Origin of the sequence: Shewanella psychromarinicola (genome assembly GCF_003855155.1) — a bacterium.
Taxonomy (GTDB): domain Bacteria; phylum Pseudomonadota; class Gammaproteobacteria; order Enterobacterales; family Shewanellaceae; genus Shewanella; species Shewanella psychromarinicola.
Genome location: NZ_CP034073.1, coordinates 941,650 through 967,244, shown reverse-complemented (window position 1 = coordinate 967,244; position 25,595 = coordinate 941,650). Strand labels below are relative to the sequence as shown.

Below are 25,595 nucleotides of genomic sequence, written 5' to 3'. Positions count from 1 at the left end.
AGAATGAATAGAATGGGTATAATAATTATTCGCCCACTTCCCACTTTACCGTCGTTTTTCCGTCGGCATGGCCTAATAAAGGCGCTAAATAATCCAGTGCTTCTTTAGCCAATACATCCATTTGCCAAGGAGGATTAATCACCCATAAACCAGCAGCCGTCATGCCAAACTCATCACTGTCGGCATTAATCGCTTGCTCAATACGCAGTTGTTTCTTAATGCCGCTATTTTTGAGCAGGGTTAACATCGCCTCAGTTTGCTCACGTTTCACTACCGGATACCATAAAATAAATGTCCCAGTCGCAAAACGCTTATGGGCTTTAATGAGGGTTTCTGCAACATCTTGATAGTCAGTTTTCATTTCATAGCTAGGGTCAATTAATATTACTCCGCGGCGCTCTAATGGCGGTACCGCGGCAATTAATCCCTGCAAACCATCGCCTTTAATGACTTTGACTTGCTTGTCTTTAATAAAATAATTTTCAAGTAATTCATGATCAGTAATGTGCAGTTCGTGCAACACCATACGGTCTTGCGGGCGAAGTTCAACATCGACAATGGCCGGTGAGCCAGGGTAAACCGTTAACTCGCCATCAAATTCAGCGTTAAAGTGTCGTACCGATTCAACATAATCGGCTAATGCGCTGGGTAAATTAGCGTGGTCCCATAATTTGGCAACACCCTCTAAGTATTCACCGGTCTTTTGGGCAAACTCATCGGTTAGCGAGTACGCGCCTGCGCCTGCATGAGTATCGATATACACATAAGGTTTATCTTTTTTCTGCATCGCTTTTAATACTTGAATAAGCATTGCGTGCTTAAGTACATCGGCATAATTGCCTGCATGATAACCGTGACGATAACTGAGCATGGGCGTTTCCATTAACTAAATGAGACAGTAAAACTGTGTAATAGTGACATTATAAGTGGTCTAGCGCGCGAGGTATAGGTGTTCACTGGTGATGGCTTTTGGCATAATGGCGTAGTTTCTTACATTGGCATGGTAATCATCTTGTTGCAGACACCTATCTTCTTTAATCAGCAGTATCCTTCATTAGTCGATATCGCCCAGCGCTGGCACTTGGTGTGGGACAACAACGCTGCTTTTGAATTGCGTTTTGAGCAAAATTGCTTAAGTTTGCATAAGCGTGATGAGCCTAAGCTTGACGGCATTAGTGTCGATTTTGTCTCTGGTGCAGTGGCGCATCGCCGCAAGTTTGGTGGCGGTCGAGGCCAATCAATTGCCAAAGCGGTCGGACTAAAGCAAGGCGTCACGCCGACCGTTGTCGATGGCACTGCTGGCTTAGGCCGTGATGCATTTGTACTGGCCAGCCTAGGTTGTAAGGTCATTATGGTTGAACGTAATCCCGTGGTCGCAGCCTTGTTAGAAGACGGTTTACGCCGAGCCTATGAAGATGCCGAAATCGGTCAGTGGATGCGCGAGCGGATGAGCTTATTTCACGGTTCAAGTATTAATGCATTAGCCGATGTAGTGAAAACTAGCACTAGCACTAACGTCAGCGAAATTGATGTGGTTTACCTCGACCCGATGTACCCACACCGCGAAAAATCAGCTCTGGTTAAAAAAGAGATGCGCGTGTTCCAAACCTTAGTCGGCGCAGACCTCGATGCTGATGGACTATTAGCCCCCGCAATCGCCTTAGCCACAAAAAGAGTCGTAGTAAAGCGTCCAGATTACGCCGGCGATCTTGATGGGGTAAAACCCAGCATGATCATCGCAAGTAAGAAAAATCGTTTTGACGTGTATGTTCGCGCTGCGATGAAATAGCTTCTATTTTGAAGGCAGAAGTTAGTGTGCCACTTGTGTCGCTGAACCCATATATAGAGCATGACGCTTATGTAGAACTTTGTTGTGCGGAATAAATGGAAGTTTAATAACTTCATGATATTAAATGTTTTTATAATAAAAACCAAACAGTAACCTGAGTGATATTTATTATTGTGGGCTCACTAGTCATGATGTTGAAATGCTAAATTATCGTTAAAGGAATAACATGTATCACCTTCTTCTTATCACTCTGATCGCTGGACTTTTAGCTGCTTGTTCATCGACATCTAGCAATAATGACAAAACCAAAACGGATACGAATCTTCATAGCAGTGATGATAAATTACGTTTAGCAGAGTCGTATTATAAGAACAATCAGCCAGAGAAAGCATTAACACTCTATCAGCAAGCAGCAAATGACGGTAATGCTAGAGCTCAGGGTGAATTGGGGTTGATTTATGACCTAGGTGCTTTAGGGGTTAAAGAAGATAATGCTCTTGCATTCCATTGGTATAATAAAGCCGCGAAACAAAATGACCCTCAATCCTTTGTTAATTTGGCTTCTTTTTATCGTGAAGGTGAATTTGTAGAAAAAGATCTTGATAAAGCAATTTTCTATTATCAAAAAGCACTTAATCAAAAGTTTGCCATGGCAAATTGCGAGTTAGGGTACCTGTATCTAGATGAACCAAGTTATCAAGATTTACACAAAGCCGAGGCTAACTTCCTTATGGGGGCGGAGTCAGAACAAGTACCTTGTTATTTGGGGCTAGCTTATCTTTATGACTTTGAACAAAATGATCAACAGCAAGCTTTTAGATGGTACAAATTGGCGGCTGATAGTGATTCAGCAATTGCGCAGTATAACCTTGCTCTCATGTATATTAATGGGGCTGGAGCTGACAAAAACATCCAACTTGGACATGAATATTTAGCCATTGCTGTAGAGCATAATTATCCTTTTGCTGTTGGTTATCTTGCTAAAACATATGATTTTGGCTGGAATGTTGGTGAGGATAAATTAGCTGCTGTAGAGCTTTATCATAAAGCCGCAGAGCTTGGTGACGCAGACTCGCAAGTCAATTTGGGTATGTTTTATGAAAATGGTGAGTATGTTTCCCAAAACATTCAAACAGCTTTACAACTCTATAAGATGGCTGCCGATCAAGGTAATGCGCTCGCGTTAAATAATATTGCAGCACTCTATTTAAACGGTGAAAAAGTAGAGAAAGATTTATCAACTGCGGTACCGCTTTTTTATAAAGCAGCTTCATTAGGTAATCCAAATGCACTCACAAACTTAGGTGTAATGTATCGTTTCGGCAATGGTGTGCAACAAGATGATAAACAATCATTTTATTACCTTAAGAAAGCTGCAGATTTAGGCTTTAAAGCCGCTTATAAGCATCTGGGTATTAGTTATCATTTAGGTAAAGGGACTGAGAAGAATGATAAGTTAGCGCTATCATATCTATTGGATTCAGTTAACCATAGTGCTAACTCAGCTTATTATAATGGGGTTATTTATTCGCAAAGTTCCGAGGTTACTCATGATTTTGACAAAGCCATTATTTACTTTGAAAAAGCATATGAGCTAGGGCGTCAACAGACTGGTTCGAATCTTGGTTGGATATATGAAACTGCAAGTCCAGAACATCATAATATTCAAAAGGCCATTAACTGGTATCAACAAAGTCTTTCAAGTTCTTATTCATGTATTAGGCTAGCCAAGTTATATCTAAAAGGTGAGGGTGTAGCCAAAGACCTCGATAAGGGGTTTGAGCTTTACCGTGAATATGCACGAATAGAAAAGGCCGATGCAGATGCGCTTATTGGTAATCTATACTTTTTCGGCGATGTAGTTGAACAAGATTATCAAAAAGCTAAGTTGCACTTTGAAAGGGCAATCGCCAATAAGCAGCTCACTGCTGCTAATAACCTGGGCGAAATGTATCGCTTAGGAACGGGTGTGCCACAAGATATACACAAAGCAATTTCACTCTATGAAGCCTCTATAGACTGGGGTGGAATAATTGCCATGGTGAATCTTAGTGAAATTTATTTGAATGGCGAAGGGGTAGCGGTTAACGAAAAGCTCGGTTTGAGTTGGTTAACTAAAGCCGCTGAGCTTGAACAGAACGATGCTCAATATGCTTTGGGAAAGCGATTGATTGGCAACCAAGATCAAGTTGAAGGTGATAAATGGATAAAGCAAAGTGCTGAATTAGGTAATGAAAAAGCGCTTAAATATCTCAACCGAAGTCTTTAATGTTTTCCAATAGCAAATCGGCTATCACGATTTCGAAGTAGCCGATTTGTGGTTTTTTAGCTAGCCGACTTATGTAAGGTGGTATTTCTGCCGCCAGCGAAACCGCATAACGCACACAACACAGCTGCAATAGCACATAACCATAATGGCGCATCCCAATTGCCTGTTGAAGTGTGCAGCGCGCCTGCCACCATGGGACCAACTGCCGCCAGTAAATAACCGACACTTTGCGACATACCAGAAAGTGACGCAGCTTGATGCGGGTCATCGGTGCGTAAACTAATAAACGACAGCCCCAAAATAAAACACGCCCCAGAGCAAAAGCCCAGCATTAGCGTCCATACAAAGGCAAAGTGAGGCATATACAGCAGCCCAAGTGCGCTGCCGGCGCTCAGTAGTGCCAGAATAAAGCTCAGCGCGCTTTGATCTTTTAACTTCGCCAGCAGTGGTATTAATACTAAGCCAGGTAATGCTGTCGCTATTTGAAAAGCGCCATGATACGCCCCCGCTTCAACGGCCGAGTGGCCGGTATCGGTCAATATGCTTGGCAACCAAGTAATGATGATGTAATTCAGAAATGAGTTTAGGCCTAATAACAAACTAATTTGCCAGGCTAATAAATAACGCCATACACTTTTTGATGGTGCCGATTGGTGTGCGCAATAGGTCGGTTTAGTGTGTTTGCCCAGTTGTGCTGTCCACACAATTAAGCTGGCAACCGTGATGATGCCTGCCGAGCCAAGTGCCAGTTGCCAGCCCAAACCGTTTAGTTGACTAAGCGGGAATACCAACGCAGAAAAACCACCTGATGTTACCCCCATCGTCAGCACGTAGGCCGAGGTCATGAGTGCCACTTTAGTGGCAAAATCACGTTTAATGAGGCTTGGTAATAATACGTTAGCAATCGCAATGCCTACGCCAATAATGGCGGTACCGATAAATAGCATGGTTGATGAATTGATAAAACGAGTCGCAATGCCTAACAATATCAGGATTAACGCGGCAAACAAGGCATGCTCTAAGCCTTGTTTTCGAGCAAAAAAAGCCGCCATGGGTGAAATAACAGCAAAGGCAATTAACGGTAATGTGGTTAAGTAACCTGCTTGAGGATCGGTTAGGCCAAAGTGACTAATAATTTGCTCCAGCACTGGCGCAATACCGGTAAAAGGGGCGCGTAAATTAGCCGCAATAAGCAAAATACCTATCACCAGCAATATGCCTGAGAAGCGAGATTGCGGTTTTTGAGTTAACGTAAGTGCCGTCATAAGGTGCTTTTGTTTTTGTAGCAAAATAATGGCCGCTAGTATAAAGATTTTGCGGGCGATATAATTTAGAAATAGTGACATTAAATAACTAAAAACTGACAAAACTATGTTTGAAACCATTGGCTGGGATGAAATCAAAAATTTTGAATATATGGACCAACCCATTATAGCCAAAATAGAGCAGGCTTGTGCTAGCCATGAAATTCCTTTACACACTCATCCCAAAGGGCAGCTAATTTTAGCTTTGCATGGTTATGTCACCTGTGAGGTATCGGCAAAAATGTGGATGGTGCCAACCCATAGTGCTATTTGGATCCCAGCAAATAAAGTTCATAGTAACCGCGCGTCAGATAACGCTGAGTTATGCCACTTATTTATTGATGGCAATATGCCCGGTATGCCACAAAATACCTGCACCTTGGCGATTACGCCCTTAGTTAAAGAGCTGATGTTTGCGCTTGCTGGGAGCAATCAGCATTACGGTTCACACAGCAAAACCGCCCGGCTTGCGCAGGTATTATTTGAGCAACTTACTGAGATGCCTATTCAGCATTTAGATTTTGTACTCTCTAAAAATAGGGTCATTCAGGCGATGAGCCAACAATTGATAAGTCAGCCTGGCGAGAGAAAAACACTGCCGCAATGGGCCGAACAATTTGCATTAACAGAGCGCACATTGGCGCGACTGATTACAAAAGAAACCGGGATGACATTTGGGAAATGGCGAACGCAGCTGCATATTATTACTTCGCTGCAAGCGCTCTCAGACAACCAAAGTGTGCAACAGGTTTCTGAGTTATTAGGCTATGAGTCGGTAAGTGCGTTTATTACCATGTTTAAAAAAGTCATGAAAACATCACCGATGAAATATATGAACGGGTTAAATGCTTACTAATGATACTCACCTAAGCTCGGGATAATGATAACGTTATCTCTAATCTTGCAAGGACGGGATCCGCTAAGTCATTTCTTGTTGGGCTCGTTTATTGCGGGCGTAGCTTGCTGAGGCAATATTTCGGGACATACTTACGATTCTTTATACCACAACGCCCCTTTGGCTAAGGTTATCAGTTTGTGATTATTCAGTTGCCATAAGTGTCATGAGTAACATTCTTTGTGATCTAGGCATCACTTTAGTTATTTAGAATTATCTGATAGCGATAGTCATATATTGTTTATAACATTCATCGAGTTGAGTGTTTTGTATATCAATAATACTGGCTGAAGGAACCTTGTAAGCCACACTCGGTAGTCACTGTTTCATTTTTTTGTTGGAGATATCATCGTGAAAGAGGTTGCATTCCGTTGGGTAGATAAATATCTGATCAACGTAAAACTACAGGAAAATTTTCTTGTTCTTTTCTTCACTGCATTGTTTGCTATTGTGGTTATTGGCGTGAGTTTGACTGACGCCGCATCTTCGCAGCGTACTGTGGAGGCGCAAAAACAAGTCGATGTGATTGCCAAATTGGCATCTGCTACTCAATTATCCGCAGCCGAATTGGCGCCAGTACTGCAACATTCCGCGATCAAAATTGACCGTAATACTGATATTTCAGCTCAGGTGTCAGGTCAGGATTATTCACTCAGTTATGTTGGTAGCAACAGCTTTTTGACTGGATTAGGCCTGTGGCACATCATTGCTATATGCCTTAGTTTATTGTTGATGCTTGTTTGCTCCCACTATATTAAGACGTTTATTGGCGGCGGCCTATTTCATATTTATGAAGCATTGAGAAAGTTAGCCGAGGGCGATCTTGCTGCTCGTATTGGTTATGCGCCATCACGAAATGAATTCAATTTGATCGCCAGAACCGTTGATCGGGTTTCAGAGCGAGAGCATCTGTTGGTGAAAACCACTCAAGAAGCGGTTGCGCTTATTCAACAAATTAGTGCCCAGTTACGTGTTCGTAGTGATGAAAATACCCAGTTGGCCAGCGTGCAGCAAGACCGCATTGATTCGCTAGCCAGTGCCACTGAAGAAATGGCGGTCTCGATCAGAGAGGTTGCCAGTCACGCCCAAGAATCGTCGACGCAAATATCGCGTGCAACAGAAAAAACCACGCAAGGACAAGCTCAGATCCAAAAAACATTAGTAGAGATTAATCATTTGGCTGGCGAAGTTCGTGGTGCCTCTGTTGCCGTTGCTGAACTCGATACCAGTGCGACTAAAATTGGTGATGTGATTGCAACGATTAATGCCATCTCTGACCAAACTAACTTGCTGGCCCTTAATGCTGCAATTGAAGCTGCTCGAGCAGGCGAACATGGCCGCGGATTCTCAGTGGTTGCCAGTGAAGTGAAAACCTTAGCGGGTAGAACTCAAACGGCGACAGTTGAGATCCAAAAAATCATTGAAACCCTGCAGACCAATAGCCAAAGTGTGATGAGCGTGATGGCGAAAACAGTCACCGAAGCGGGATCAAGCGAACAGTTGATGACTTATGCCAGCCAAAGTATTAGTGAGATTGCCGAGCAAAATCAGCATATCTCCGATAGAAGTTTAGAAATTGCCGCCGCGGCTGAAGAGCAAGGTGCTGTGGCCGATAATATTGCCAGTGATGTCGACTCTGTCAGAAGTAGCTCTATTCAAGTGATGGACTTAGTGACTACCACGGCTTCAGAAATCGAGCGTTTGAGCCGTCAGGCGGATGTGTTGGAAGGTTTAATGAAGGATTTGATTGTTTAAGCATTTATTTAAGCATTAATTTAAGCATTTATTGGGGCGATTTCAGTTATTGGCGTCGCCCTCTTAATGGTGTTATTTCTCATGGTGATGCTTTGCGGTCACCTAACTCACGATTAACGATTAAGGTTATTTTTTTGGCGGTAATATAATAAGGGCAAGAATTGCCTCAATAGCGCCTAGCTTAAGCGAATTTCAACATTAGCCGATAGGTTTGCCCAGTTTGGTTTTCGGCCCAGTGGCCCGAGATGAAGCAACATGGCCATGCATAGACACTCCATATAGCACAGTGGTTCCACATCAACTAGCTTGCGTTGACAACATATTAGGGAGCCTTTACCTAATACCCTATCCCCATTACGGCTGAATTGTCTTCTGTATTGAAGCATCCAGAGTGGCTTGGACATCAAATTTTGATAGGCCTCTATTAATAATCGCTAGCCACTTTTCCCCCTGCGGATTATTACCAAATGCAATGTGTAAACTCTTCTGTTTTAGAACTTTTTTGTTCATTTGCACAAGGGAGGTAATTTTTGCTACTTGTGGATCTGACTTCAAATACTGGTAGACATTGACGTCAATCACTATGGTATCAATACGTCCAGCTGCCAATTTCAATATGTTTTGTCTCTCATTGTTGGCTGTTTCATATTTCTGACTTCCATCAAGTATCATTTTATCGATTTTTACCGTATTCACAAAGCCATTAACAACCCCTAATACATATTGGTTTAAGTCACTCTCTTTACTCCAAATGATAGGCTTTGCTTTACGTTCAAGTAAGCCTATCGGACTCATTCCTAAAGAATTAGAAAATAGAAAATCATTTGAAGTCATCATATATTCAGGGAAATAACCAACAATCTTGCCTATCTTCACCATTCGTATGGCACGATTCCAGGGTAAAACCGTGACGTTAAGCTTATGCCCTTCATAGCTTAATGCTTGTTCAACTATTTGACTGGTAATTCCAGCATCAATTAATTGTGATCCTGTGAATGGTGGCCATTCAAGAGTGGAGAGTTCCAGTGTTTCAGTCATAGCGTTACAAGATATTATCAACGTCAATAATGCACTTAAGCATAAGATGTTGAACCTAGCTGATAACGCTGAAATCATTTTGGCTCCCTAACCTATTACCTTGTTGTTATAAAACTATAAATTCTAATGATTAATATCAATAATCATTAGAGAGACACTGTCACTCAGACACTAGAACAGCATAAAAATGAGTAATAGAAACAATAATTAATCTGTCGTATAGATTTAATTGTAGTTGGGATTGATGACATTAGGATTGCTTTAACCATATAAAAATTATTATGTTAATTTTTCATGCAAGCAAGTGTGATATTTGGCTATATCAATAGATTAAAATGTTATTACCGTTAGTCGGCTTTATCTATAAATGCCTGTGCAATTTTTTGCCATTCTGATATCTTTCGCGCAATCTAATGTGGGGTTGTATCCAAAGATATTTTGCAGCAATTACCGCGTTAAAAAATGCACGTTAACGCTGTTTATTTTGGGTTGCCTATCTATGGTTAGCTTACTGAATTTTCGCATATTTGTTTCATCTAAAACGCTAAAAAAAGGGCTGACGAGCTTGTCGTTAGCCATTGCCGCAGGACTTTGTTTTAACCTTACTGCACAAGAATCAAACACGCCTATCACTGTCCCACCGAGTGTGACCATACCGCTGCAGACTTACGCAGATGAAAAATTACCGCTTAAAGCGCAAAATACCGAAGAAGTGCCAACTAAAGTACGTTTTGCGAAAACGGCCAATTTTGATCCTGATTCCGTGGTTAAAATAGCCCGCCGACTAGCCCAAAAACCGTATGGGGTTCTTAATGATCCATTACCGCCTGGTTTGGCCAAAATCTCTTATGATGAATATCGCGATATTCGCTTTAAGCCAGAAGCCTCCATTTGGAAAGCCGAAGGCTTGCCTTATCAAATGCAGCTATTTCATCGTGGTTTCTATTTCCAAGATTTAATTGAAATTGCCTTGGTCGAAGGCAATCAAGCCACCCATTTGGCCTATAATTCGGGATTTTTTACTGCTGGCGATGTGCTTAGCCAAAAGTTACCGACACAAGATATTGGCTATTCAGGTTTACGCATTCATTACCCGCTGAATAACCCAGCGTATTTTGATGAATTAATGGTATTCCAAGGGGCGAGTTATTTCCGTGCCTTGGGTAAAGGTAGCGATTACGGCTTGTCTTCAAGGGGCTTAGCGTTAAATACCGCAGAGCCTGAAGGCGAAGAATTTCCGATATTTCGCGCCTTTTGGGTTGAACGCCCAAACAGTGACAGCAATTTAATCGTGGTGCATGCATTGCTAGACAGTCCTAGCGTTGCTGGGGCGTATCGATTCTCTGTTAGGCCTGGCGATAATACTCATATCGATGTGGAAGCGACCTTATTTCCGCGCAAAGAGTTAGTCAAAGTGGGCTTGGCTCCTAGCACGAGTATGTTTTTACACTCGATGAATGGTCGTCAAAACACCGATGATTTTCGGCCTGAAGTGCACGACTCCGATGCGCTATTAATATTAAACGGTCGTGGCGAACGCTTATGGCGGCCATTGGCTAACCCAAAGCAATTACAGGTGAGTGCCTTTATGGATAACTCGCCTCAAGGTTTTGGCTTAATTCAACGCGAACGCAGTTTTGAAGCTTATCAAGACCTCGAAGCTCACTATGAACGTCGCCCAAGTTTATGGGTTGAACCGGTCGGAAATTGGGGTGCAGGTGAGGTGGTGTTGACCGAAATACCGACTGATTCTGAAATTCATGACAATATCGTCAGTTATTGGAAACCCAAACAACCTATCGCCGCAGGCAGCGAGTTTCATTTTACCTATCGTTTAATTTGGGGTGATGAGCCCGAAGTAGATGATGGCACTGTTATTGTTGCGCGCACTGCTAGCGGCCGAGCTGATATTGCTAAAGCCACGCCAAGGCGCTTGTTTGTTGTCGACTATCAAGTTAAAGCCGGCAATAACGATGAAATGCCCGTTGTGAAAGTCCAAAGTTCAGCGGGCGTTATCACCAATGTAGTCGTGTCTCGTCAGCCAAAAAACAATGGTTATCGTTTGGCATTTGAAATGGACCCACAAGATGCGGAATTGATTGAGCTGCGTGCTGAGCTTAAGTTTACTGGCCCACGCGAAGTCGAAACCTGGCTTTACCGTTGGACTCGGTCATAGCAAACATGATGCAGACTGAATCTATTACTCGCGACACTATTACCCGCGACACTAGGATAAGCGACACTAGGATAAGCGACACCGAAATCAACTTGGTCGGCGGCGCAGTGATGCCACTAGAGCGACCAAGCCCAATGGCGCCGCAGAGTTTACGCGTGCTGTCTGAAGGCATGCCGCGTAAAAGCACCATTGCCAATGAGGTAAAGTCTGACGGCTTACGTCGATTTTGGGTGGTTGGGAGTGCTTTTATTATCTCGGTGATGGCGATTTATGAAATGGTGTCGGTATTTAATGTCGGCGGTATTACGCCGCTTGAATACATCGTTTTAGTCTTGTTTGCGGTTAACTTTTGTTGGATAGCGTTGGCATTTAGTGGTGGCATAGCAGGCTTTGTTATTCTATTGAAAAGCACCTCATCTGTACCTACGGCAACCGTAGCGCTGCATACCCGAACCGCGATATTAATGCCGACTTATAACGAATCACCCGATCGTGTTTTTGCCGCAGTTGAAGTGATGGCCATGGCGCTGGCGGCGTCGGGCGAAGCACATGCTTTTGACTGGTTTATATTAAGTGACACTACCGATCCCGATATTGCGTTGGCTGAAGAGCAGGCTTTTTTGATTTTGCGTCATCAAGTGAGCAAAGATGCGCGGGTTTATTACCGACGTCGTCGTAAAAATGATGCCCGTAAAGCCGGTAACGTGGCCGACTTTTGTAAACGTTGGGGCGCCAGATACGATCACCTTTTGGTGCTAGACGCAGATAGTTTAATGGAAACCCATACTATCGTTAGCCTTGCTCAGCGCATGCAGGCCGATCCAGACGCCGGACTTATCCAAACCATTCCGTATTTAATCAATGGCAATACCTTAATGGCGCGGTTACAGCAATTTGCTGCGCGAATTTATGGTCCTGTTATTGGTACGGGGCTATCTTGGTGGGCGCACAAAGAGGGTAACTTTTGGGGTCATAATGCCATCATTCGTACTCAGGCATTTATGAGCGCCGCAGGCTTGCCCAATCTTGCAGGTAAACCGCCTTTTGGTGGCCATATTATGAGCCACGACTTTGTTGAAGCGGCCTTGATCCGCCGTGCGGGTTGGAGTGTGGTAATTGCCGCAGACCTGCCAGGCTCTTATGAAGAATGCCCGCCGTCCATTGTCGATTTAGCCGTGCGCGATCGACGTTGGTGCCAAGGTAATTTACAGCACACTCGAGTGTTGTTTACTAAAGGGTTGCATTGGGTTAGTCGCTTACATTTACTCACCGGAATTATGGCCTATTTGTCATCACCGTTTTGGTTAATGCTGATCTTGTCTGGATTAATGCTGGCGTTACAGGCACATTTTATTCGCCCAGAATATTTCACCGATCAATTCTCATTGTTTCCGACCTGGCCAGTGATGGACTCAGATCGTGCCTTGCGGTTGTTCTATATCACCATGGGGATATTGTTCGGCCCCAAAATTCTTGGGGTGGTGTTATTACTGAAAAATAGCACCATGAGTAAGCAATTAGGTGGCAGAGGCAAAGCCATGATTAGCGTGGTAGTTGAGGTGATTTTGTCGGCACTCATTGCGCCAATCATGATGCTAATCCATTGCGGTGCAGTACTATCGATTTTAGCAGGACGCGATAGCGGTTGGTCGCCACAACGACGTGACGACGGCAGCTTACCCTGGTTAACCCTGATTTACCGCCATCGTTGGCACATGTTGGTTGGTGCGCTATTAGGTTACGCTGCGGTGCTGGATTCACTTACCTTACTGGCGTGGATGAGCCCGGCATTAATTGGTTTGTGGCTGGCGGTGCCGCTTTCTGGCATGACAGGATCAGAGCGTTTGGGGTTGTGGGTCAAGCGTCTGCAAATTTTGGCCACACCGGAAGAAATGTGTGCGCCAAAGCTCAGCCTAGACTCGTTATCTCGCCGTGAAGATTATATTAACGCCATTGCTCAGCCGTGGACCTTATCAACACTGCTGCAAGACCCAGAGTTAATGGAGCTTCATTTAGCCATTATTGATAAAAAACCTCATCGCTTACCAGGTTCTGCGGTTGAGTCGCTCGAAGCGATTACTCGCGTTAAAGTGCAAGAGGCACAATGCCAACACAACATTGCCAACCTTTTTACGCGTCAAGAATTGGCCTATTTACTGGGTAACCCTTTATTGTTAAAACAATTACAAAAGCTGCCTGAGGAGTTTGTTATCGAGGGCTTAGTGTCTTTTTGTTAGCTGATTTTTGGGCGGATTATCCTGCTCGGATAATCAATGACCTACAAAATAAGATGGTGGATTCAATTCACCATTTAGGCGCTACATTGGTGGTAACGTGTCGTCGCACCCCCTTAAACTGACCTTTTTGTTAAACAAGGTTGGACAAGGCGTTCTGGCACGTAGAAACGATTGTTTAATCCGCCTCGGCCTAGATGTGAACGACCCAGCGACGCTTTGTCGATTAAGCTGATAAAAAATCTATTTTACCAACAGGTTAGTTAACACACTTTGTCGTGCTAATGCCGTTGACCTTGCTTTTATTCATCAACGCCCCCCTTTGAAAGCTTAATTAGCGTAAGCCGAAAATCTTGTTCGGCTGACGCTATTGCTTGCTAATTTAGGGGACTATATTTGGGGATAATATTTAGGGGGCTATATTTAGGGGACAATATTTTGATTAATCCTAAATAGATTGGCGGGGTCGAATTGCTGTTTTATGCTTTTGAGCCGAGCAAAGTTCGAGCCATAGGCTTCGCCAATACTGTTGTCATCGCCTTCTGGGATAAAATTCACGTAAATACTGCCCATTGAATATTGAGTTAACTTTGCATGTAACTGCCGCGCCCATTGTCGACAAAGATCGTCGTCTTGTGCATGTTGCCAGCGGGTGTGAATATTCATGGTGAAGTGTGCATTACGATTGAGCCAGGGCGTTGCGTGCGGCGCCACCTTTGTCATCGCCCCGCCAAGGTGAGCAATAAAAATTTCACACTCATCGCTGGGTAAGGTTTGGATGGCGTGTGCTATTTCGGTCACGGTTTCAGTGTTGAGCTGCGCCATATCAAGACTTTTCCAATAATTTCTGGCGCCTTCGGCTAACAAGGGATCAAATGCGGCTTGCCAATCAACAAACGGCATCGGCCCCACCACGTCGGCAATGGGTTGGCCAATTTTTCTAATTTCTGCTGTGGCAGCCTGACCTTGGGCAATATCGCCCACATAACACATAGCCAATACTACCACTTCTTTACCATGCCACTCTTCCGGTAAAAACGGTAAAGGTGGTGCTTTGCGCATCACCACCCAACAACTGAGTTCTTCAGGAGCCTTATCGATGGCGGCTTGATACTGTTGCAGCACGTTTTTCACATCATTAAAGGGGTGCACTACCATGCCGGCTAATACCTCTGGGCCAGCTAGATGCAAATTAAATTCAAATTCAGTGACCACACCAAAATTACTGCTACCACCCCGTATTGCCCAAAAGAGATCGGCATGTTGATTAGCATTAACCTCGAGTAGTTCGCCTGTTGCGATAACCAGCTTAGCCGAGCGCAGACTATCGATGGTTAAACCAAATTTTCGGGTTGTCCAGCCAAAACCACCACCTAGGGTCAACCCCGCAATCCCCGTGGTTGAATTGATCCCAGTTGGCACCAGCAGACCATATTGTTGCGTCGCCTTGTCTACATCCGCTAAGGTTGCGCCGGGACTGACTTTGACGGTTTGCTGTTGTTGGTTAACGATAACATCTGTCATCGCTTGAAAATCAATTACCAGTCCACCGTCCGCTAATGCCTTACCGGCGATATTATGGCCGCCCGATTTTATCGCTAACAAAATGCCATGGGTACGGGCGAAATTGACAGCTTTGACTACCGCTTGTTCATCGCTAACGCGAACAAATAAACTCGGTTTTTTATCTATCATGCCATTCCATAGGGCGCGGGCGTCATCATATTTTTCTGAGTCAGGCATGATGATCTCTCCCGATAGAGAGCTGTTAATGTCGCTTTTCTTTAAGGCTACAGCCGTGCCATCCATTTTTTTAAAACGTATTGTATTCATATGCTTATTACTCCTATCCATTACTGCTCTACTTCAAGATTATCGTTCTATATTCGAGGTTTTGAATAAGCTATAAACATCAGTGTTTACCCAGTCATTGCATAATGATGCCGAGATCAAAACCACCCAATCCAGTAGGTCATTGAATTTTATTGAATTGACCTTGAATACTGATTTTTACGGGGCAAGGCTTTGATAATCAGCAGTGAGCACGGTTATCTGCCCGCCATGTAAAAAGCATAGTTTATCTTGGGTGGTATACCGCGAATAGTGAATAGCCATTGCGCTTTAATTAATGTCCAATCGTCCATTTATTAACCTAAACTTTGAACGCGAGTAAAAAAATTGAGTAATGAAGCTCTCAATAAAACCAAATTGAACAAACAAGAATTGTGCAAAGCTAGCTTTTGCATAAATTAAAGGATGATTGATATGGATATATTGTCAAAAGTACTCGATACCATACATATAAAAGGTGCGCTCTATTTTGAAGTGGAAGCGGCAGAGCCATGGGTATTAGTTAATCCAACGATGAATTTAATTGGTTCTTTTATGTTGACCGAAGTAGAACATGTTATTCCTTTTCATATTATGTTGGACGGCAACGGCTGGGTAAAATCTGACAATAAGCTGATGGCACCATCAAGACTTGAATCTGGCGACGTCGTTATGTTTCCTAAGGGTTCAAGCCATTCCTTGACATCCAACATCAATAATTGGCAGGGAATAGCAGCGGATGCCCGTTTTTATCAACAAACTGCTGCAAAAAAACAACCGTTTACATTAGTAAAAATTGGTGAAGAAGGTGAGCGCTCAAAACTTATTTGCGGCTATATCGGTTTTAATGCCCAGCCCTTAAATCCGCTGTTAAAGACCTTACCAGACATGCTGGTGGTCAAAGAGCATGTGGGTAGTGAGGGGGTGATGAAGTAATTACTCGTTTCTACCTTAAGTGAAATGCGCAAGTCCAGTGAGGGGGCGCGCAATATTGTCACTAAGTTAAGTGAATTAATTTTTACTCAGGCCTTAAGGCAACACATGGAAAATCTTGCGGACACGCAGGGCCAAAGTTGGCTCGCGGCCATGAAAGATGAGCACATAAGCCGGGCGCTGATATTGATCCATCAAGAGCCGTTTAAAAAATGGAACCTAGCAATACTCGCTATTGAGTGTGGCATGTCCCGCTCATCACTGGCGGAGCGATTTAATCATTATGTTGGACAACCACCGATGCAATATATCAATCGCTGGAGAATGCAACTGGCTTCAAAGCTATTATCTGATGGCATGAGTATTGTGTGCGTTGCTGAGCACGTGGGTTATAGTTCAGAATCGGCCTTTCAAAAAGCCTTTAAACGTTATGTTGGCCTGACTGCTGGCGAATGGCGAGCCAAACAACAAAAAATGCTGACAAATAGTTAAATGACAAAACGCCAGTTAAGTTATTGCATCATGTAGATCATATCGTTATGGGTAGGCGCTTTGATGCGGATGAAGGCCGTACGGCCTAGTTTATTTTTATTGTGTCGTTTTGATTTAACCAAAATCACTGCAGTAAAAAAGCCCTGTCGGTTAATGTCGCCAGAGCTTTTTACCATTGACCACGTTACAACAGCATTATGCTTTTGGTGACGGGCACCCAAGATAGTCTTTTAGTGTTGCGTTAAATAAGGTGGCTTTTATGTCTACCGATAGATCTGTTGCGCTATTTGAAGTGGCACCTGCTTTGGGTAAATGTTGTAGCATATAATCAGGTGAGTAATCTGGTTCAGCCACCGTGGCGACCCATTCACAAGCTGTTTTTTTTTGTTCTGACGCAAGAAACTCCGCAAGCTTTTGCTCAAAATGTTGTTGTTCAAGAGCTGATAGCTTCCAAATAGAGTTTTTTTTAATTAACTCTACCACTGCGTGTGATGGCTTGTGGGTGACCCGTAGAGTATCAAAATACACATATGCGCCGGCTAAAAAATAGCCGTTAATTGCCGCGTTATAGTCTTGTGATTGTATACAAGCAGCAACAGAATGAAACAGCACAACAGGTGTTGTGTGATTATTCAATTGGCTAGGCATTAAGCAGTTTACTTCACTAGGTGGTTTAGCGTAATCAGGGATCACCACCGCGACTTCAGGTTCTGCTGGAGACGGCGTGCACGCCGGAATAAGCCTTTCATCTAATACTTTTATTTCCCAGTCATCTTTATTGCTAGGTCCATGCTGTGCGGATACGACGTAACGCATGCACTCTTTGGCTAATAGCGGATAAACTAATGTCGAAGAGGCTTTTTTGCTGCGTAGTGGTCCTGTGGTGCTTAGGTGTACAGTGTGATATCCCGGTTTAATATTTTTTGTCAGCTTACCGCTTTGAAAAGCACCATCAATGGCGATAATCTCAACATTATAATTGTCAGCATCTGATATCTTACTTTGACTACCATCAATCATGGCGTAAGGCGTCGACTGGCATCCTACTAAAACAAAACAACTGATAATTAAGGGTAATTTCATATTTTTTTACTTTTATATTAAGGTGACAACATGAATAAACACACTCTAAAAGACAAAGCGTGCGACGTATTTACCTAGATTGAGTTTTACCAATGGGTTGCAGAAAGCAGAAGGGCCAACATTGCCTATGTGAATAGGCCTTAACAATATTATGTTAGTTGGTGAAGCACTTTCCATAGCACTCATCTTGTTTTACTAATGTAGTTTTTTTGTTTCATTTTAGTCAAGGTGATTATTCATTTCGATATCACTTATTGTTGGCTAAGCCATTAGGTTATAGCTTGTTAATCGTAATAATTACCACATTAAGGTGGTTACTTAATCTTACAATAACAATAGGTGATTATGTAATCGTTATAGATTGTGAGCTAAACATTTATCAGTCATAATTTTAATCAATAATTTATCAAAAACATGCATTAAAATATTTTATGGCTGCAGCGCATTCATCAGACATCAATAATCTTTGTTCACGCAGTCGCGATAGACTGTCGTGGCTTAGATGTACCCTGCGACGTAGCCAACAAGAGGCGGTGGCGTCGTCTACCATGACCGCCACCAGTGATAATTTTTTTAATGCCTATGCGATCTTTTTAGGAGCAAGCCTTGGTCAGATGGGCTGGGTAACAGGCTTACCTCAGCTGTTTGGTGCTATGGCACAACTGTTATCTGTTTGGTTGGCGAGTCATTTTAGCCGTCGGCAGTTCATTGTTGCATGTGCGGTATTGCAGGCTGTTGTTGTATTGGCAATGGGCGCGCTAGCGGCGTTTAGGCCAGATAATGCTGTGTGGATATTTATTGGTTTGGCGGCGCTATATCAAGGGTTTATCAATCTCATTCAGCCACATTGGCGTGCATGGATGGGCATGATAGTACCGCAGCGTCGTCGTGGCGCCTTTTTTGCTTCACGCACCCGTTTAACCATGATGGCCTCGCTGAGTGTGTTCTTTGTCGGCGGTGGCATATTAACGCTAACCGACTCAGTGCAAATGGCGTGGTTGGGTTTTAGTTTACTGTTTTCGATTGCGGCAATGGGCCGGTTTGTATCGGCTTGGTTATTGTTGCAAAGTAAGCGCTCAATTAACCGCACATACCAATAACCTTCAAATGTGACATGATTATTTCCTAACTAAATCTAGGAAAACAATCATGTCAAAAAACGATAAAATACAATACTGGCAACGCATTTTTCAGCAGCAAACTGAAAGTAAATTAACCAAAGCTGAATTTTGTAAAACCAATGACTTAACCCTATCTACATTTTATGCGTGGACTAAAAAACTTAACCCGCATTCGTCATCAACTAAGCAAAAAGTGGTGCCGCTGATTTTTCCTGAAATTAAACCTGACCAGCCACTCACGCTGGCATTGCCCAACGGCTATCTGTTTTCTTTTCCAGCCTCATTAGCGCCAAGCAAATTACAACAATTTTTACGCGTGCTATCAGCATGACACCACATAAGCAGATCTATCTTGTTACCGGCCATACCGACATGCGTAAAGCCATTGATGGCTTATCTTTAATCGTCAGTGATGTATTGGAAATGGATCCGTTGAATCAAGCCTGGTTTATTTTTTGTAATCGCCACCGGGACAAAATTAAGATTTTATTTTGGGATACTAATGGTTTTTGGCTTTACTATCGGCGGCTAGAAAAAGGTCGCTTTAAGTGGCCTGGCGCTAACGACGAACAAGACGCGCTGACAATCAACCAGCATCAGCTAAATTGGTTACTATCAGGCTTATCGTTAGAAGTATCCCATGGGCATAAACCCTTAAATGGCCTGACAGTGAGGTGATCATCACTGGATCGCTAAATAGCGGTTGCATGATCAAATACAGCAGGCAAACTAGCGCTATCTATTGGTCTTGAACGCTAATTAATGACAACTGAACAGCCTGATAATATTGAACAACTAAAAAAAATGCTGGCAATGTTGCAGCATGAAAATCAGGTGCTCAATGCTAAAAATAAAGACTTGGAAAACCGCCTTAATATCGCTTTGGAACAATTGCAACTCAACCGCAATAAGCAGTTTGGTCAACGCAGTGAGAAAATGCCGAAAGGCACATTCAATGAAGCTGAGCAGGATCAATCCACAAATAAAAATGAAAATAAACAACAAGGTAAAACGGGTCGAAAACGATTACCTGAGCACCTTGAACGTGAAGAAAGATCTTATACTCTTGACAGCCCTATGTGCGATTGCTGTGGTCATGTGATGCGTGAATGCGGTGTGCAAGAAAGCGAACAAGTCAACATTATTCCAGAGAAGATCAGCGTCATTAAGCACAGGCAAACCAAGTATGCTTGCCGTGAATGTGAAACAACATCAACCAGTACCTCTGTCATTACCGCGCCTAAGCCTGCACAGCCGATCCCCCAGAGTATCGCCAGCCCTGAAGCGCTTGCGGCTGTGGTGACCGCCAAATACTGTGATGCCCTACCGCTTTATCGGTTAACCGACATATTTGCCCGTGGCGGTTTAAATATTAGCCGCGCTACACTGGCCAATTGGTGCATAGCCAGTGCCGAATTAGTTAGGCCGTTAATTGCTGCGATGAAAGCTAATCTACTCGCTCAATCAACGCTGTGCGCAGATGAAACAACGGTGCAAGTATTGGATGAACCAGATAGAAAAGCAGCAACTAAATCCTATATGTGGGTCTATCGCAGCAATGAATTTAGCGATAACCCTGTTGTTATTTATGATTATCAACCGAGTCGTGCACGCAGTTGCCCAGAAGCATTTCTAGCAGATTATGCCGGATATTTACAATGTGATGGTTACAGTGTTTACGACAATATAGAAGGAATAATGCCAGTCGGGTGCTGGGCACACGCCAGACGCAAATTCCACGATGCCTTAGCGGTGCAACCGAAGAAAACCGGCAAAGCAACAGTCGGTATCAATTATATTCAAAAACTGTATGCAATAGAAAAGCGGGCAAAAACATTACCGCCCGATAAGCGAAAATCACTCCGGCAGGAAAAGGCTGAGCCAATCTTAACATCGTTGCATGAATGGTTAGAAAAAAGCGAGAAAACAGTCCTACCCAAAAGTAAAATTGGGGTAGCAATCAAGTACACATTGAATCAGTGGGAAAAACTGAGACGTTACCTTGAATCAGGTGAATTAGGCATTGATAATAATGTCACTGAACGCGATATCAGGCCGTTTACGACGGGGCGGAAAAACTGGATGTTCTGCCAATCGGTAAATGGTGCAAAAGCCAGTGCTGCACTTTATAGCTTGGTGATGACTTGCCGTGCCAACGATATTAACCCGTACTTTTACTTCCAAAAACTTTTCACGGAACTGCCACAACGGGATAAATTTGCTGATTTAAGTGATTTATTACCTTGGCATGCCGATCTAAAAGCTTGATGATATCGGGCTCCACCGCTTAATTGACCGCTTACGTTGCAAATGCACGACCCTGAACCGAGAGTGGCGAAAGCACCTGGGGTGTTTAAACAAACATTTGGTAATTTCCGCGAAGCTTGGAAAGATAAAACCTTCCGCCATTACAGCTTATTTGTTGCTAGTATGCAGTGCATGGTCGCCATTTCGGCACCATTTTTTGCGGTATACATGCTTGAAAATCTGCATTTTAGCTATTTTGAATTTGTCCTTTCTAGCGTGGCTTCTATTGTTACTCAGTTTATTACTTTGCGATTTTGGGGCCGATTTAGCGATCTATACGGTAATAGGTTAGTGATGATCATCACCAGCTGTTTAATTCCAAGTTTGCCATTATTATGGTTATTCTCAGATAATTATTTATACATTCTCGCCATTCAAGCTTTTGCCGGTTTTGGTTGGAGCGGCTTTACCTTAAGTACCGCCAATTACCTTTACGATATTCGACCCTTTCGCAGTGACTTTGCTATTTATGCCGCATTACAGGCTGCATTGAGTGCGAGTTTTGTGTTTGTTGGCGCGATGGTGGGAGGAATAATTGCCTCGTATGCAGCAGCGTTTTTAATCTGGACAGGTTTAAACGCTTGGTTATCCAACCCAATATTTTTGGTGTTTATGGTATCGACCACCATGCGATCGCTGGTGGCATTGTGGTTTATTCCGCGCTTAGTTGAACCCAAAGCGCGCCCAAGGCCGCAATTACTGACACTTATTTTCCGGATCCGTGGTTTTAATGCCATATCGGGTGTCAGTTTAGATTGGTTAACCGTCGCTAAGAAAAAGCGCGATAAAGATAAGTAACTTCAATGTGACATATCAACGGTTATCAAGCCGCGGTTGTCGCGCGACGAGTGCTGCATTCACTCGCTCATTCCAAATTGAGATCGTTACAGTTGGTAATCAAAAAACTTGCGTTTATCGGGCCCTGAGGCATTGGCGCTAATCTTGTTGGGGTGTTTATATTCATCCCAGCTGGCCACATTACGGCCCATATTTAGCTGCGGAAAATTCAGTTGTGGAAATTGAAGTAGCGGAAATTCAACCTCATTTGGCTGAGGCAAGCCGATAAACTGCAATAGCGCGGCAAAGCTGCCTGCAACACTAATATCAATGGATAAAAAGTCATCGCGACCAGCAAAATAACTGAACACTTGTTGCTGGTGGCGTTGATAACAGGCCGTTAAATGCTTGTCATCAAACACATCTTCAACCTGCCATATATCAAAGCAATGGTTAAAACTGCGCTTCATCAGCGGATGAAAGCGGCCATTGTGTTTATCTAAATGCACTAACATTCTGCTGAGTAACATTTGCATCGACGGCAGCCACTTATCTACCGGCCTATCTAAATAGACAAACTTTGCCTTGGGGAATAACACATCAAGCTGCTGATAATCACTAAAGCACGGCGCATCCGATACCGCATCGGCCAACATAAACGCCTGCTTAGTAAAGGCTTGGTGGGCAACGGTTAACCCTTGCTCAAGCAAGGCTACACTCACGCTGGTAGTACCCGTTCGCGGCAAGCCGATAATAAACACTTTATGGGGCAGCTTATTTGCCAAAGTCGGTTTAGGCATAGCGGCTTGTGGTGATGTTGATACTTCAGTCGGCTTGGATGTCATTAATTACAGTCGCATTGGGTTATAGAAATTGAAGGTTATAGAGACAGTAATCGATTATACCGAAATGCCAGCCAAGGTGTTATTGAGCTGGCTAATGAGAATCATGAGGCAATTAGCTATCCTATTCGCCTCATTTGGTGAGGCGAATAACTTGCTATTTGCTTAAATCGCCATACCTACTCAGTTAACGAAGAAGTAACTATAAAAATCTGTTTGCCCACCACTAGTCTTTGGCATTGACTACATTTTAGTTGTTGGCATTGGGGAATAGTGTTGTTCTTCCTGAAAAAGTCTGAAAAGTGTGCTGCTGTTAGGGGAGGGAATAGTCGATTTTAAAGGGATTATTGAGCAGAGTTTGAATCATCGGCTCAAGTTATCTGGTTCACAGCTTAACTCTGAGTGAAAGGGAAATCTTAAGCTAATTGATATTATAGTATCCGAAATTCTTATTTTTGCTGAAAATAGACTCTATAGTATCGAGTCTTATGTGACGATAGAACCTGAAGCCAAACAATGATCCGTTAGCGTATACCTCAACATAGCGAGTTGGACTATGTTCCCATTATTCTATTAAAAATAGGAATAGAGTCCTATTTTTCGATCTTCGATTTGCTAATTATTAAATGTAGGACTATATTCCCACTATATGTTTAAAAATGGGAATATAGTCCTATTCTAGGTGGTTGTATGGCAAGGCGAGACTTACATAGTGTGCTGTTTCCAAAGCAGCGCAAAATTCTCACTCTTTTTGGTGAGGATTTGCTGCTAGCGATGAAGAGACGTGGATTGACAAAAAAAACGCTCTGCGAGCGAACCGGGTTTGACCATAAAACCGTGAACAAAGTGTTTGATGGTGATCCGGGCGTGGCTATAGGAACCTATTTGAAAATTATGGCTGTGCTGGGCATGGAAAACAATTTTTCTGAACTGGCTGCGCATGACGAATTAGGCATTAAGCTGCAAAACATTAAACTACTGGAAGGTTCAGCATGAGCCGAGAATTGGTAGAAGTATATGCTGATTGGTATCCAATCGAGAAGCCGATATTAATTGGTCAGCTGGCATATAGTGATTCAAGCCGAGGCGGTGTCTTTAGCTTTGCCTACGATAAAGCCTTTTTAACATCACCATACTGTTTGCAAATTGACCCCTTGCTTACTCTGCATTCAGGTGAGTTATACAATGATGACGCCGATAAAAACTTTCGCGCCTTTGTAGATTCAGCCCCAGATCGCTGGGGTCGTATTCTTATGCAGCGGAGAGCGGCTATTGAATGTCGTAAACGTATTAGACCGAGCAATCGTTTAACTGAACTGGATTATTTACTCGGTGTGCATGACTCCTACCGAATGGGTGGTATTCGCTTTAAAAAATCAGGCTCCCATAATTTTTTGGATAACAACACCGATTTTACCGCGCCACCAATGGCATCATTACGTGAGTTAGAGCATGCCGCCATTCAAATCGAAAAAGACGATAATATAGAAAGTGACGAATATTATCACTGGCTGAAAATGCTTATTTCTCCGGGCTCTTCTTTGGGTGGAGCAAGGCCAAAGGCCTGCGTCACTGACGAGAGAAATCACCTGTGGATTGCCAAATTTCCAAATTTAAATGATACCTGTGATGTAGGCGCATGGGAGATGGTGTGCTACGAACTTGCGTTAGCGGCCGGCGTTGAAATGTGTCCTAGTGAGATCCGAAAATTTTCGACGCAGCACCATACCTTTTTGACCAAACGTTTTGATCGGATTGGTAGTAAACGTCTGCATTTTTCATCAGCAATGACTCAACTTCAGTATTATGATGGTGAGCATTCGCACGGTGCCAGTTATCTTGAAATAGCCGAGTTTCTTTCTAACCAGGGATCACAAACGAAAGCCGATCTTGCCCAATTATGGCGACGGATAGTGTTTAATATTGCAGTGTCTAATACAGACGATCACCTTCGCAATCATGGTTTTCTATTAACAGGCAAGGGGTGGAAGCTATCACCCGCTTACGATTTAAACCCCATAGTGGGTAAACAAGGACTTCACCTGAACATTACAGAATCAGACAATGCGTTGGACTATCAGCTTGCATTTGATGTAATCGATTTTTTTAGGCTAACTCAAATCGAAGCAACACAAATTTACGATGAGGTTTTAAATGCAGTGAAGCAGTGGCAGCAAGTTGCCCAGCGTTTAGGGATCAGTCGGGCAGAGCAAACCATGAAGCAAGAAGCCTTTAATGTTTGATAAGCTTTTGAGGAAAATATCGTTCTATTCATTTTTACGCTATGTCAGTCAGCATACTTGAGCGACGTAAAGCTTATTACGCGATACTAGAGTCTACCCAACAGGGCCCCCTCTATATTACACCTTGGCTATTATGGTTTTTAGACACCTTAAATGATGCTGTTCAACACACACTCGATAACATTGAACAAACCATCGCGAAAACCCAATTCTGGCTTCGTGTCAATCGACGCTTACTCACCCCAGCGTTAACAATAGAACAAGTTAAGGTGCTAAACCGGCTGCTAGAGGGTGACTTTAGTGATGGGATCAGCAGTAGCCAGTATCAAAAAGTGGCTAAAGTCAGCCGAGCCACCGCCACCCGTTATTTGGCCTTGCTTGTTGAACAGCAATGTTTGGTCAAAACTGGTGCTGGTGGCAGAAGCACGAGGTATGTGTTGGCGTTGTGATTAATGGTATGAGCTTCTGTATTCTATTGATAAATATTATTATTTCAATTGCTCATAC

Annotated in this window: 19 protein-coding genes and 3 pseudogenes; 16 read left to right on the top strand and 6 right to left on the bottom strand. The window is 43.2% G+C overall.

The window, feature by feature from the left end; genetic code table 11:
* Window positions 1–25: 25 nt before the first annotated feature.
* On the bottom strand, window positions 26–871 hold the full coding sequence (locus EGC80_RS04060) for a 23S rRNA (adenine(2030)-N(6))-methyltransferase RlmJ (protein WP_124012814.1): 846 nt from the start codon (window positions 869–871) through the stop codon (window positions 26–28).
* Window positions 872–1,000: 129 nt separating this feature from the next.
* Here EGC80_RS04060 and EGC80_RS04055 point away from each other — a divergent pair, with 129 nt between their 5' ends.
* Complete coding sequence (locus EGC80_RS04055; RefSeq protein ID WP_164839531.1) at window positions 1,001–1,789, top strand: class I SAM-dependent methyltransferase; 789 nt, start codon at window positions 1,001–1,003, stop codon at window positions 1,787–1,789.
* 226 nt (window positions 1,790–2,015) lie between these two features.
* Complete coding sequence (locus tag EGC80_RS04050) at window positions 2,016–4,058, top strand: tetratricopeptide repeat protein (RefSeq protein ID WP_124012813.1); 2,043 nt, start codon at window positions 2,016–2,018, stop codon at window positions 4,056–4,058.
* A 56-nt stretch (window positions 4,059–4,114) separates the two neighbouring features.
* Here EGC80_RS04050 and EGC80_RS04045 read toward each other — a convergent pair whose 3' ends face one another.
* A complete protein-coding gene (locus EGC80_RS04045; protein WP_325049185.1) occupies window positions 4,115–5,323 on the bottom strand; it encodes an MFS transporter in 1,209 nt (402 codons plus the stop codon).
* A gap of 106 nt (window positions 5,324–5,429) precedes the next feature.
* Between EGC80_RS04045 and EGC80_RS04040 the strand changes: the two genes are divergently transcribed.
* Together EGC80_RS04040 and EGC80_RS04035 are read left to right on the top strand one after the other, a co-directional pair.
* Window positions 5,430–6,218: an AraC family transcriptional regulator gene (locus EGC80_RS04040; protein WP_124012811.1), complete on the top strand. Its 789-nt coding sequence runs from the start codon at window positions 5,430–5,432 to the stop codon at window positions 6,216–6,218.
* Window positions 6,219–6,608: 390 nt separating this feature from the next.
* Window positions 6,609–8,012 carry a methyl-accepting chemotaxis protein gene (locus EGC80_RS04035; RefSeq protein WP_101033292.1) on the top strand — a complete coding sequence of 468 codons (1,404 nt, stop codon included), beginning with the start codon at window positions 6,609–6,611 and terminating at the stop codon, window positions 8,010–8,012.
* Between the two features lie 354 nt (window positions 8,013–8,366).
* Here the strand turns inward: EGC80_RS04035 and EGC80_RS04030 are convergent, their stop codons facing one another.
* Entirely contained in the window at window positions 8,367–9,128 is a 762-nt protein-coding gene (locus EGC80_RS04030) for a substrate-binding periplasmic protein (RefSeq protein WP_124012810.1), read from the bottom strand.
* 421 nt (window positions 9,129–9,549) lie between these two features.
* Between EGC80_RS04030 and EGC80_RS04025 the strand changes: the two genes are divergently transcribed.
* Together EGC80_RS04025 and mdoH are read left to right on the top strand one after the other, a co-directional pair.
* A complete protein-coding gene (locus EGC80_RS04025; protein ID WP_124012809.1) occupies window positions 9,550–11,226 on the top strand; it encodes a glucan biosynthesis protein G in 1,677 nt (558 codons plus the stop codon).
* A 5-nt stretch (window positions 11,227–11,231) separates the two neighbouring features.
* Window positions 11,232–13,463: a glucans biosynthesis glucosyltransferase MdoH gene (gene mdoH / locus EGC80_RS04020; RefSeq protein WP_233768592.1), complete on the top strand. Its 2,232-nt coding sequence runs from the start codon at window positions 11,232–11,234 to the stop codon at window positions 13,461–13,463.
* A 420-nt stretch (window positions 13,464–13,883) separates the two neighbouring features.
* On the opposite strand, the gene EGC80_RS04015 is transcribed toward mdoH, so the two are convergent.
* Window positions 13,884–15,293: an FAD-binding oxidoreductase gene (locus EGC80_RS04015; protein ID WP_124012808.1), complete on the bottom strand. Its 1,410-nt coding sequence runs from the start codon at window positions 15,291–15,293 to the stop codon at window positions 13,884–13,886.
* A 432-nt stretch (window positions 15,294–15,725) separates the two neighbouring features.
* Between EGC80_RS04015 and EGC80_RS22630 the strand changes: the two genes are divergently transcribed.
* Both EGC80_RS22630 and EGC80_RS22625 read left to right on the top strand, forming a co-directional pair.
* Window positions 15,726–16,226, top strand: a complete 501-nt coding sequence (locus tag EGC80_RS22630) for a cupin domain-containing protein (RefSeq protein ID WP_233768591.1) — start codon at window positions 15,726–15,728, stop codon at window positions 16,224–16,226.
* Window positions 16,227–16,331: 105 nt separating this feature from the next.
* Window positions 16,332–16,715, top strand: coding sequence for a helix-turn-helix transcriptional regulator (locus EGC80_RS22625; protein WP_233768590.1), 384 nt, complete (start codon window positions 16,332–16,334; stop codon window positions 16,713–16,715).
* Between the two features lie 195 nt (window positions 16,716–16,910).
* On the opposite strand, the gene EGC80_RS04005 is transcribed toward EGC80_RS22625, so the two are convergent.
* A complete protein-coding gene (locus tag EGC80_RS04005; protein WP_124012807.1) occupies window positions 16,911–17,798 on the bottom strand; it encodes a hypothetical protein in 888 nt (295 codons plus the stop codon).
* Between the two features lie 431 nt (window positions 17,799–18,229).
* Between EGC80_RS04005 and EGC80_RS04000 the strand changes: the two are divergent.
* From EGC80_RS04000 to EGC80_RS03980, 5 genes and pseudogenes are all read left to right on the top strand, one after another.
* Window positions 18,230–18,865: pseudogene (locus tag EGC80_RS04000) on the top strand (MFS transporter); the annotation flags it as partial.
* Window positions 18,866–18,947: 82 nt separating this feature from the next.
* Window positions 18,948–19,250, top strand: coding sequence for an IS66 family insertion sequence element accessory protein TnpA (gene tnpA, locus EGC80_RS03995; RefSeq protein ID WP_124011565.1), 303 nt, complete (start codon window positions 18,948–18,950; stop codon window positions 19,248–19,250).
* A complete protein-coding gene (tnpB, locus tag EGC80_RS03990) occupies window positions 19,247–19,597 on the top strand; it encodes an IS66 family insertion sequence element accessory protein TnpB (RefSeq protein ID WP_124011564.1) in 351 nt (116 codons plus the stop codon). The genes tnpA and tnpB overlap by 4 nt, the downstream gene beginning before the upstream one ends.
* A gap of 84 nt (window positions 19,598–19,681) precedes the next feature.
* Complete coding sequence (gene tnpC, locus EGC80_RS03985) at window positions 19,682–21,187, top strand: IS66 family transposase (protein ID WP_124011563.1); 1,506 nt, start codon at window positions 19,682–19,684, stop codon at window positions 21,185–21,187.
* Window positions 21,188–21,217: 30 nt separating this feature from the next.
* Window positions 21,218–22,024, top strand: a pseudogene (locus EGC80_RS03980) (MFS transporter); the annotation flags it as partial.
* A gap of 86 nt (window positions 22,025–22,110) precedes the next feature.
* Here EGC80_RS03980 and EGC80_RS03975 read toward each other — a convergent pair.
* Window positions 22,111–22,803: a sulfotransferase family protein gene (locus EGC80_RS03975; protein ID WP_233768643.1), complete on the bottom strand. Its 693-nt coding sequence runs from the start codon at window positions 22,801–22,803 to the stop codon at window positions 22,111–22,113.
* Window positions 22,804–23,535: 732 nt separating this feature from the next.
* Between EGC80_RS03975 and EGC80_RS03970 the strand changes: the two genes are divergently transcribed.
* The 3 genes and pseudogenes from EGC80_RS03970 to EGC80_RS03960 form a co-directional block, all read left to right on the top strand.
* A complete protein-coding gene (locus tag EGC80_RS03970; RefSeq protein ID WP_124012805.1) occupies window positions 23,536–23,841 on the top strand; it encodes a helix-turn-helix domain-containing protein in 306 nt (101 codons plus the stop codon).
* Entirely contained in the window at window positions 23,838–25,088 is a 1,251-nt protein-coding gene (locus EGC80_RS03965; protein ID WP_124012804.1) for a type II toxin-antitoxin system HipA family toxin, read from the top strand. The genes EGC80_RS03970 and EGC80_RS03965 overlap by 4 nt, the downstream gene beginning before the upstream one ends.
* A gap of 20 nt (window positions 25,089–25,108) precedes the next feature.
* Window positions 25,109–25,537 (top strand): annotated as a pseudogene (locus EGC80_RS03960) (Fic family protein); the annotation flags it as partial.
* Window positions 25,538–25,595: the final 58 nt, after the last annotated feature.

What these genes read in the sequence shown, in the direction of transcription:
- EGC80_RS04045 (WP_325049185.1), bottom strand. Translation starts at nt 5,323, where the DNA reads ATGACGGCACTTACGTTAACTCAAAAACCGCAATCTCGCTTCTCAGGC.
- tnpA (WP_124011565.1), top strand. Translation starts at nt 18,948, where the DNA reads ATGTCAAAAAACGATAAAATACAATACTGGCAACGCATTTTTCAGCAG.
- mdoH (WP_233768592.1), top strand. Translation starts at nt 11,232, where the DNA reads ATGATGCAGACTGAATCTATTACTCGCGACACTATTACCCGCGACACT.
- EGC80_RS03965 (WP_124012804.1), top strand. Translation starts at nt 23,838, where the DNA reads ATGAGCCGAGAATTGGTAGAAGTATATGCTGATTGGTATCCAATCGAG.
- EGC80_RS22625 (WP_233768590.1), top strand. Translation starts at nt 16,332, where the DNA reads ATGGAAAATCTTGCGGACACGCAGGGCCAAAGTTGGCTCGCGGCCATG.
- EGC80_RS22630 (WP_233768591.1), top strand. Translation starts at nt 15,726, where the DNA reads ATGGATATATTGTCAAAAGTACTCGATACCATACATATAAAAGGTGCG.
- EGC80_RS04025 (WP_124012809.1), top strand. Translation starts at nt 9,550, where the DNA reads ATGGTTAGCTTACTGAATTTTCGCATATTTGTTTCATCTAAAACGCTA.
- EGC80_RS04060 (WP_124012814.1), bottom strand. Translation starts at nt 871, where the DNA reads ATGCTCAGTTATCGTCACGGTTATCATGCAGGCAATTATGCCGATGTA.
- tnpB (WP_124011564.1), top strand. Translation starts at nt 19,247, where the DNA reads ATGACACCACATAAGCAGATCTATCTTGTTACCGGCCATACCGACATG.
- EGC80_RS04005 (WP_124012807.1), bottom strand. Translation starts at nt 17,798, where the DNA reads ATGAAATTACCCTTAATTATCAGTTGTTTTGTTTTAGTAGGATGCCAG.
- EGC80_RS04040 (WP_124012811.1), top strand. Translation starts at nt 5,430, where the DNA reads ATGTTTGAAACCATTGGCTGGGATGAAATCAAAAATTTTGAATATATG.
- EGC80_RS03975 (WP_233768643.1), bottom strand. Translation starts at nt 22,803, where the DNA reads ATGCCTAAACCGACTTTGGCAAATAAGCTGCCCCATAAAGTGTTTATT.
- EGC80_RS04030 (WP_124012810.1), bottom strand. Translation starts at nt 9,128, where the DNA reads ATGATTTCAGCGTTATCAGCTAGGTTCAACATCTTATGCTTAAGTGCA.
- tnpC (WP_124011563.1), top strand. Translation starts at nt 19,682, where the DNA reads ATGACAACTGAACAGCCTGATAATATTGAACAACTAAAAAAAATGCTG.
- EGC80_RS03970 (WP_124012805.1), top strand. Translation starts at nt 23,536, where the DNA reads ATGGCAAGGCGAGACTTACATAGTGTGCTGTTTCCAAAGCAGCGCAAA.
- EGC80_RS04050 (WP_124012813.1), top strand. Translation starts at nt 2,016, where the DNA reads ATGTATCACCTTCTTCTTATCACTCTGATCGCTGGACTTTTAGCTGCT.
- EGC80_RS04015 (WP_124012808.1), bottom strand. Translation starts at nt 15,293, where the DNA reads ATGAATACAATACGTTTTAAAAAAATGGATGGCACGGCTGTAGCCTTA.
- EGC80_RS04055 (WP_164839531.1), top strand. Translation starts at nt 1,001, where the DNA reads ATGGTAATCATCTTGTTGCAGACACCTATCTTCTTTAATCAGCAGTAT.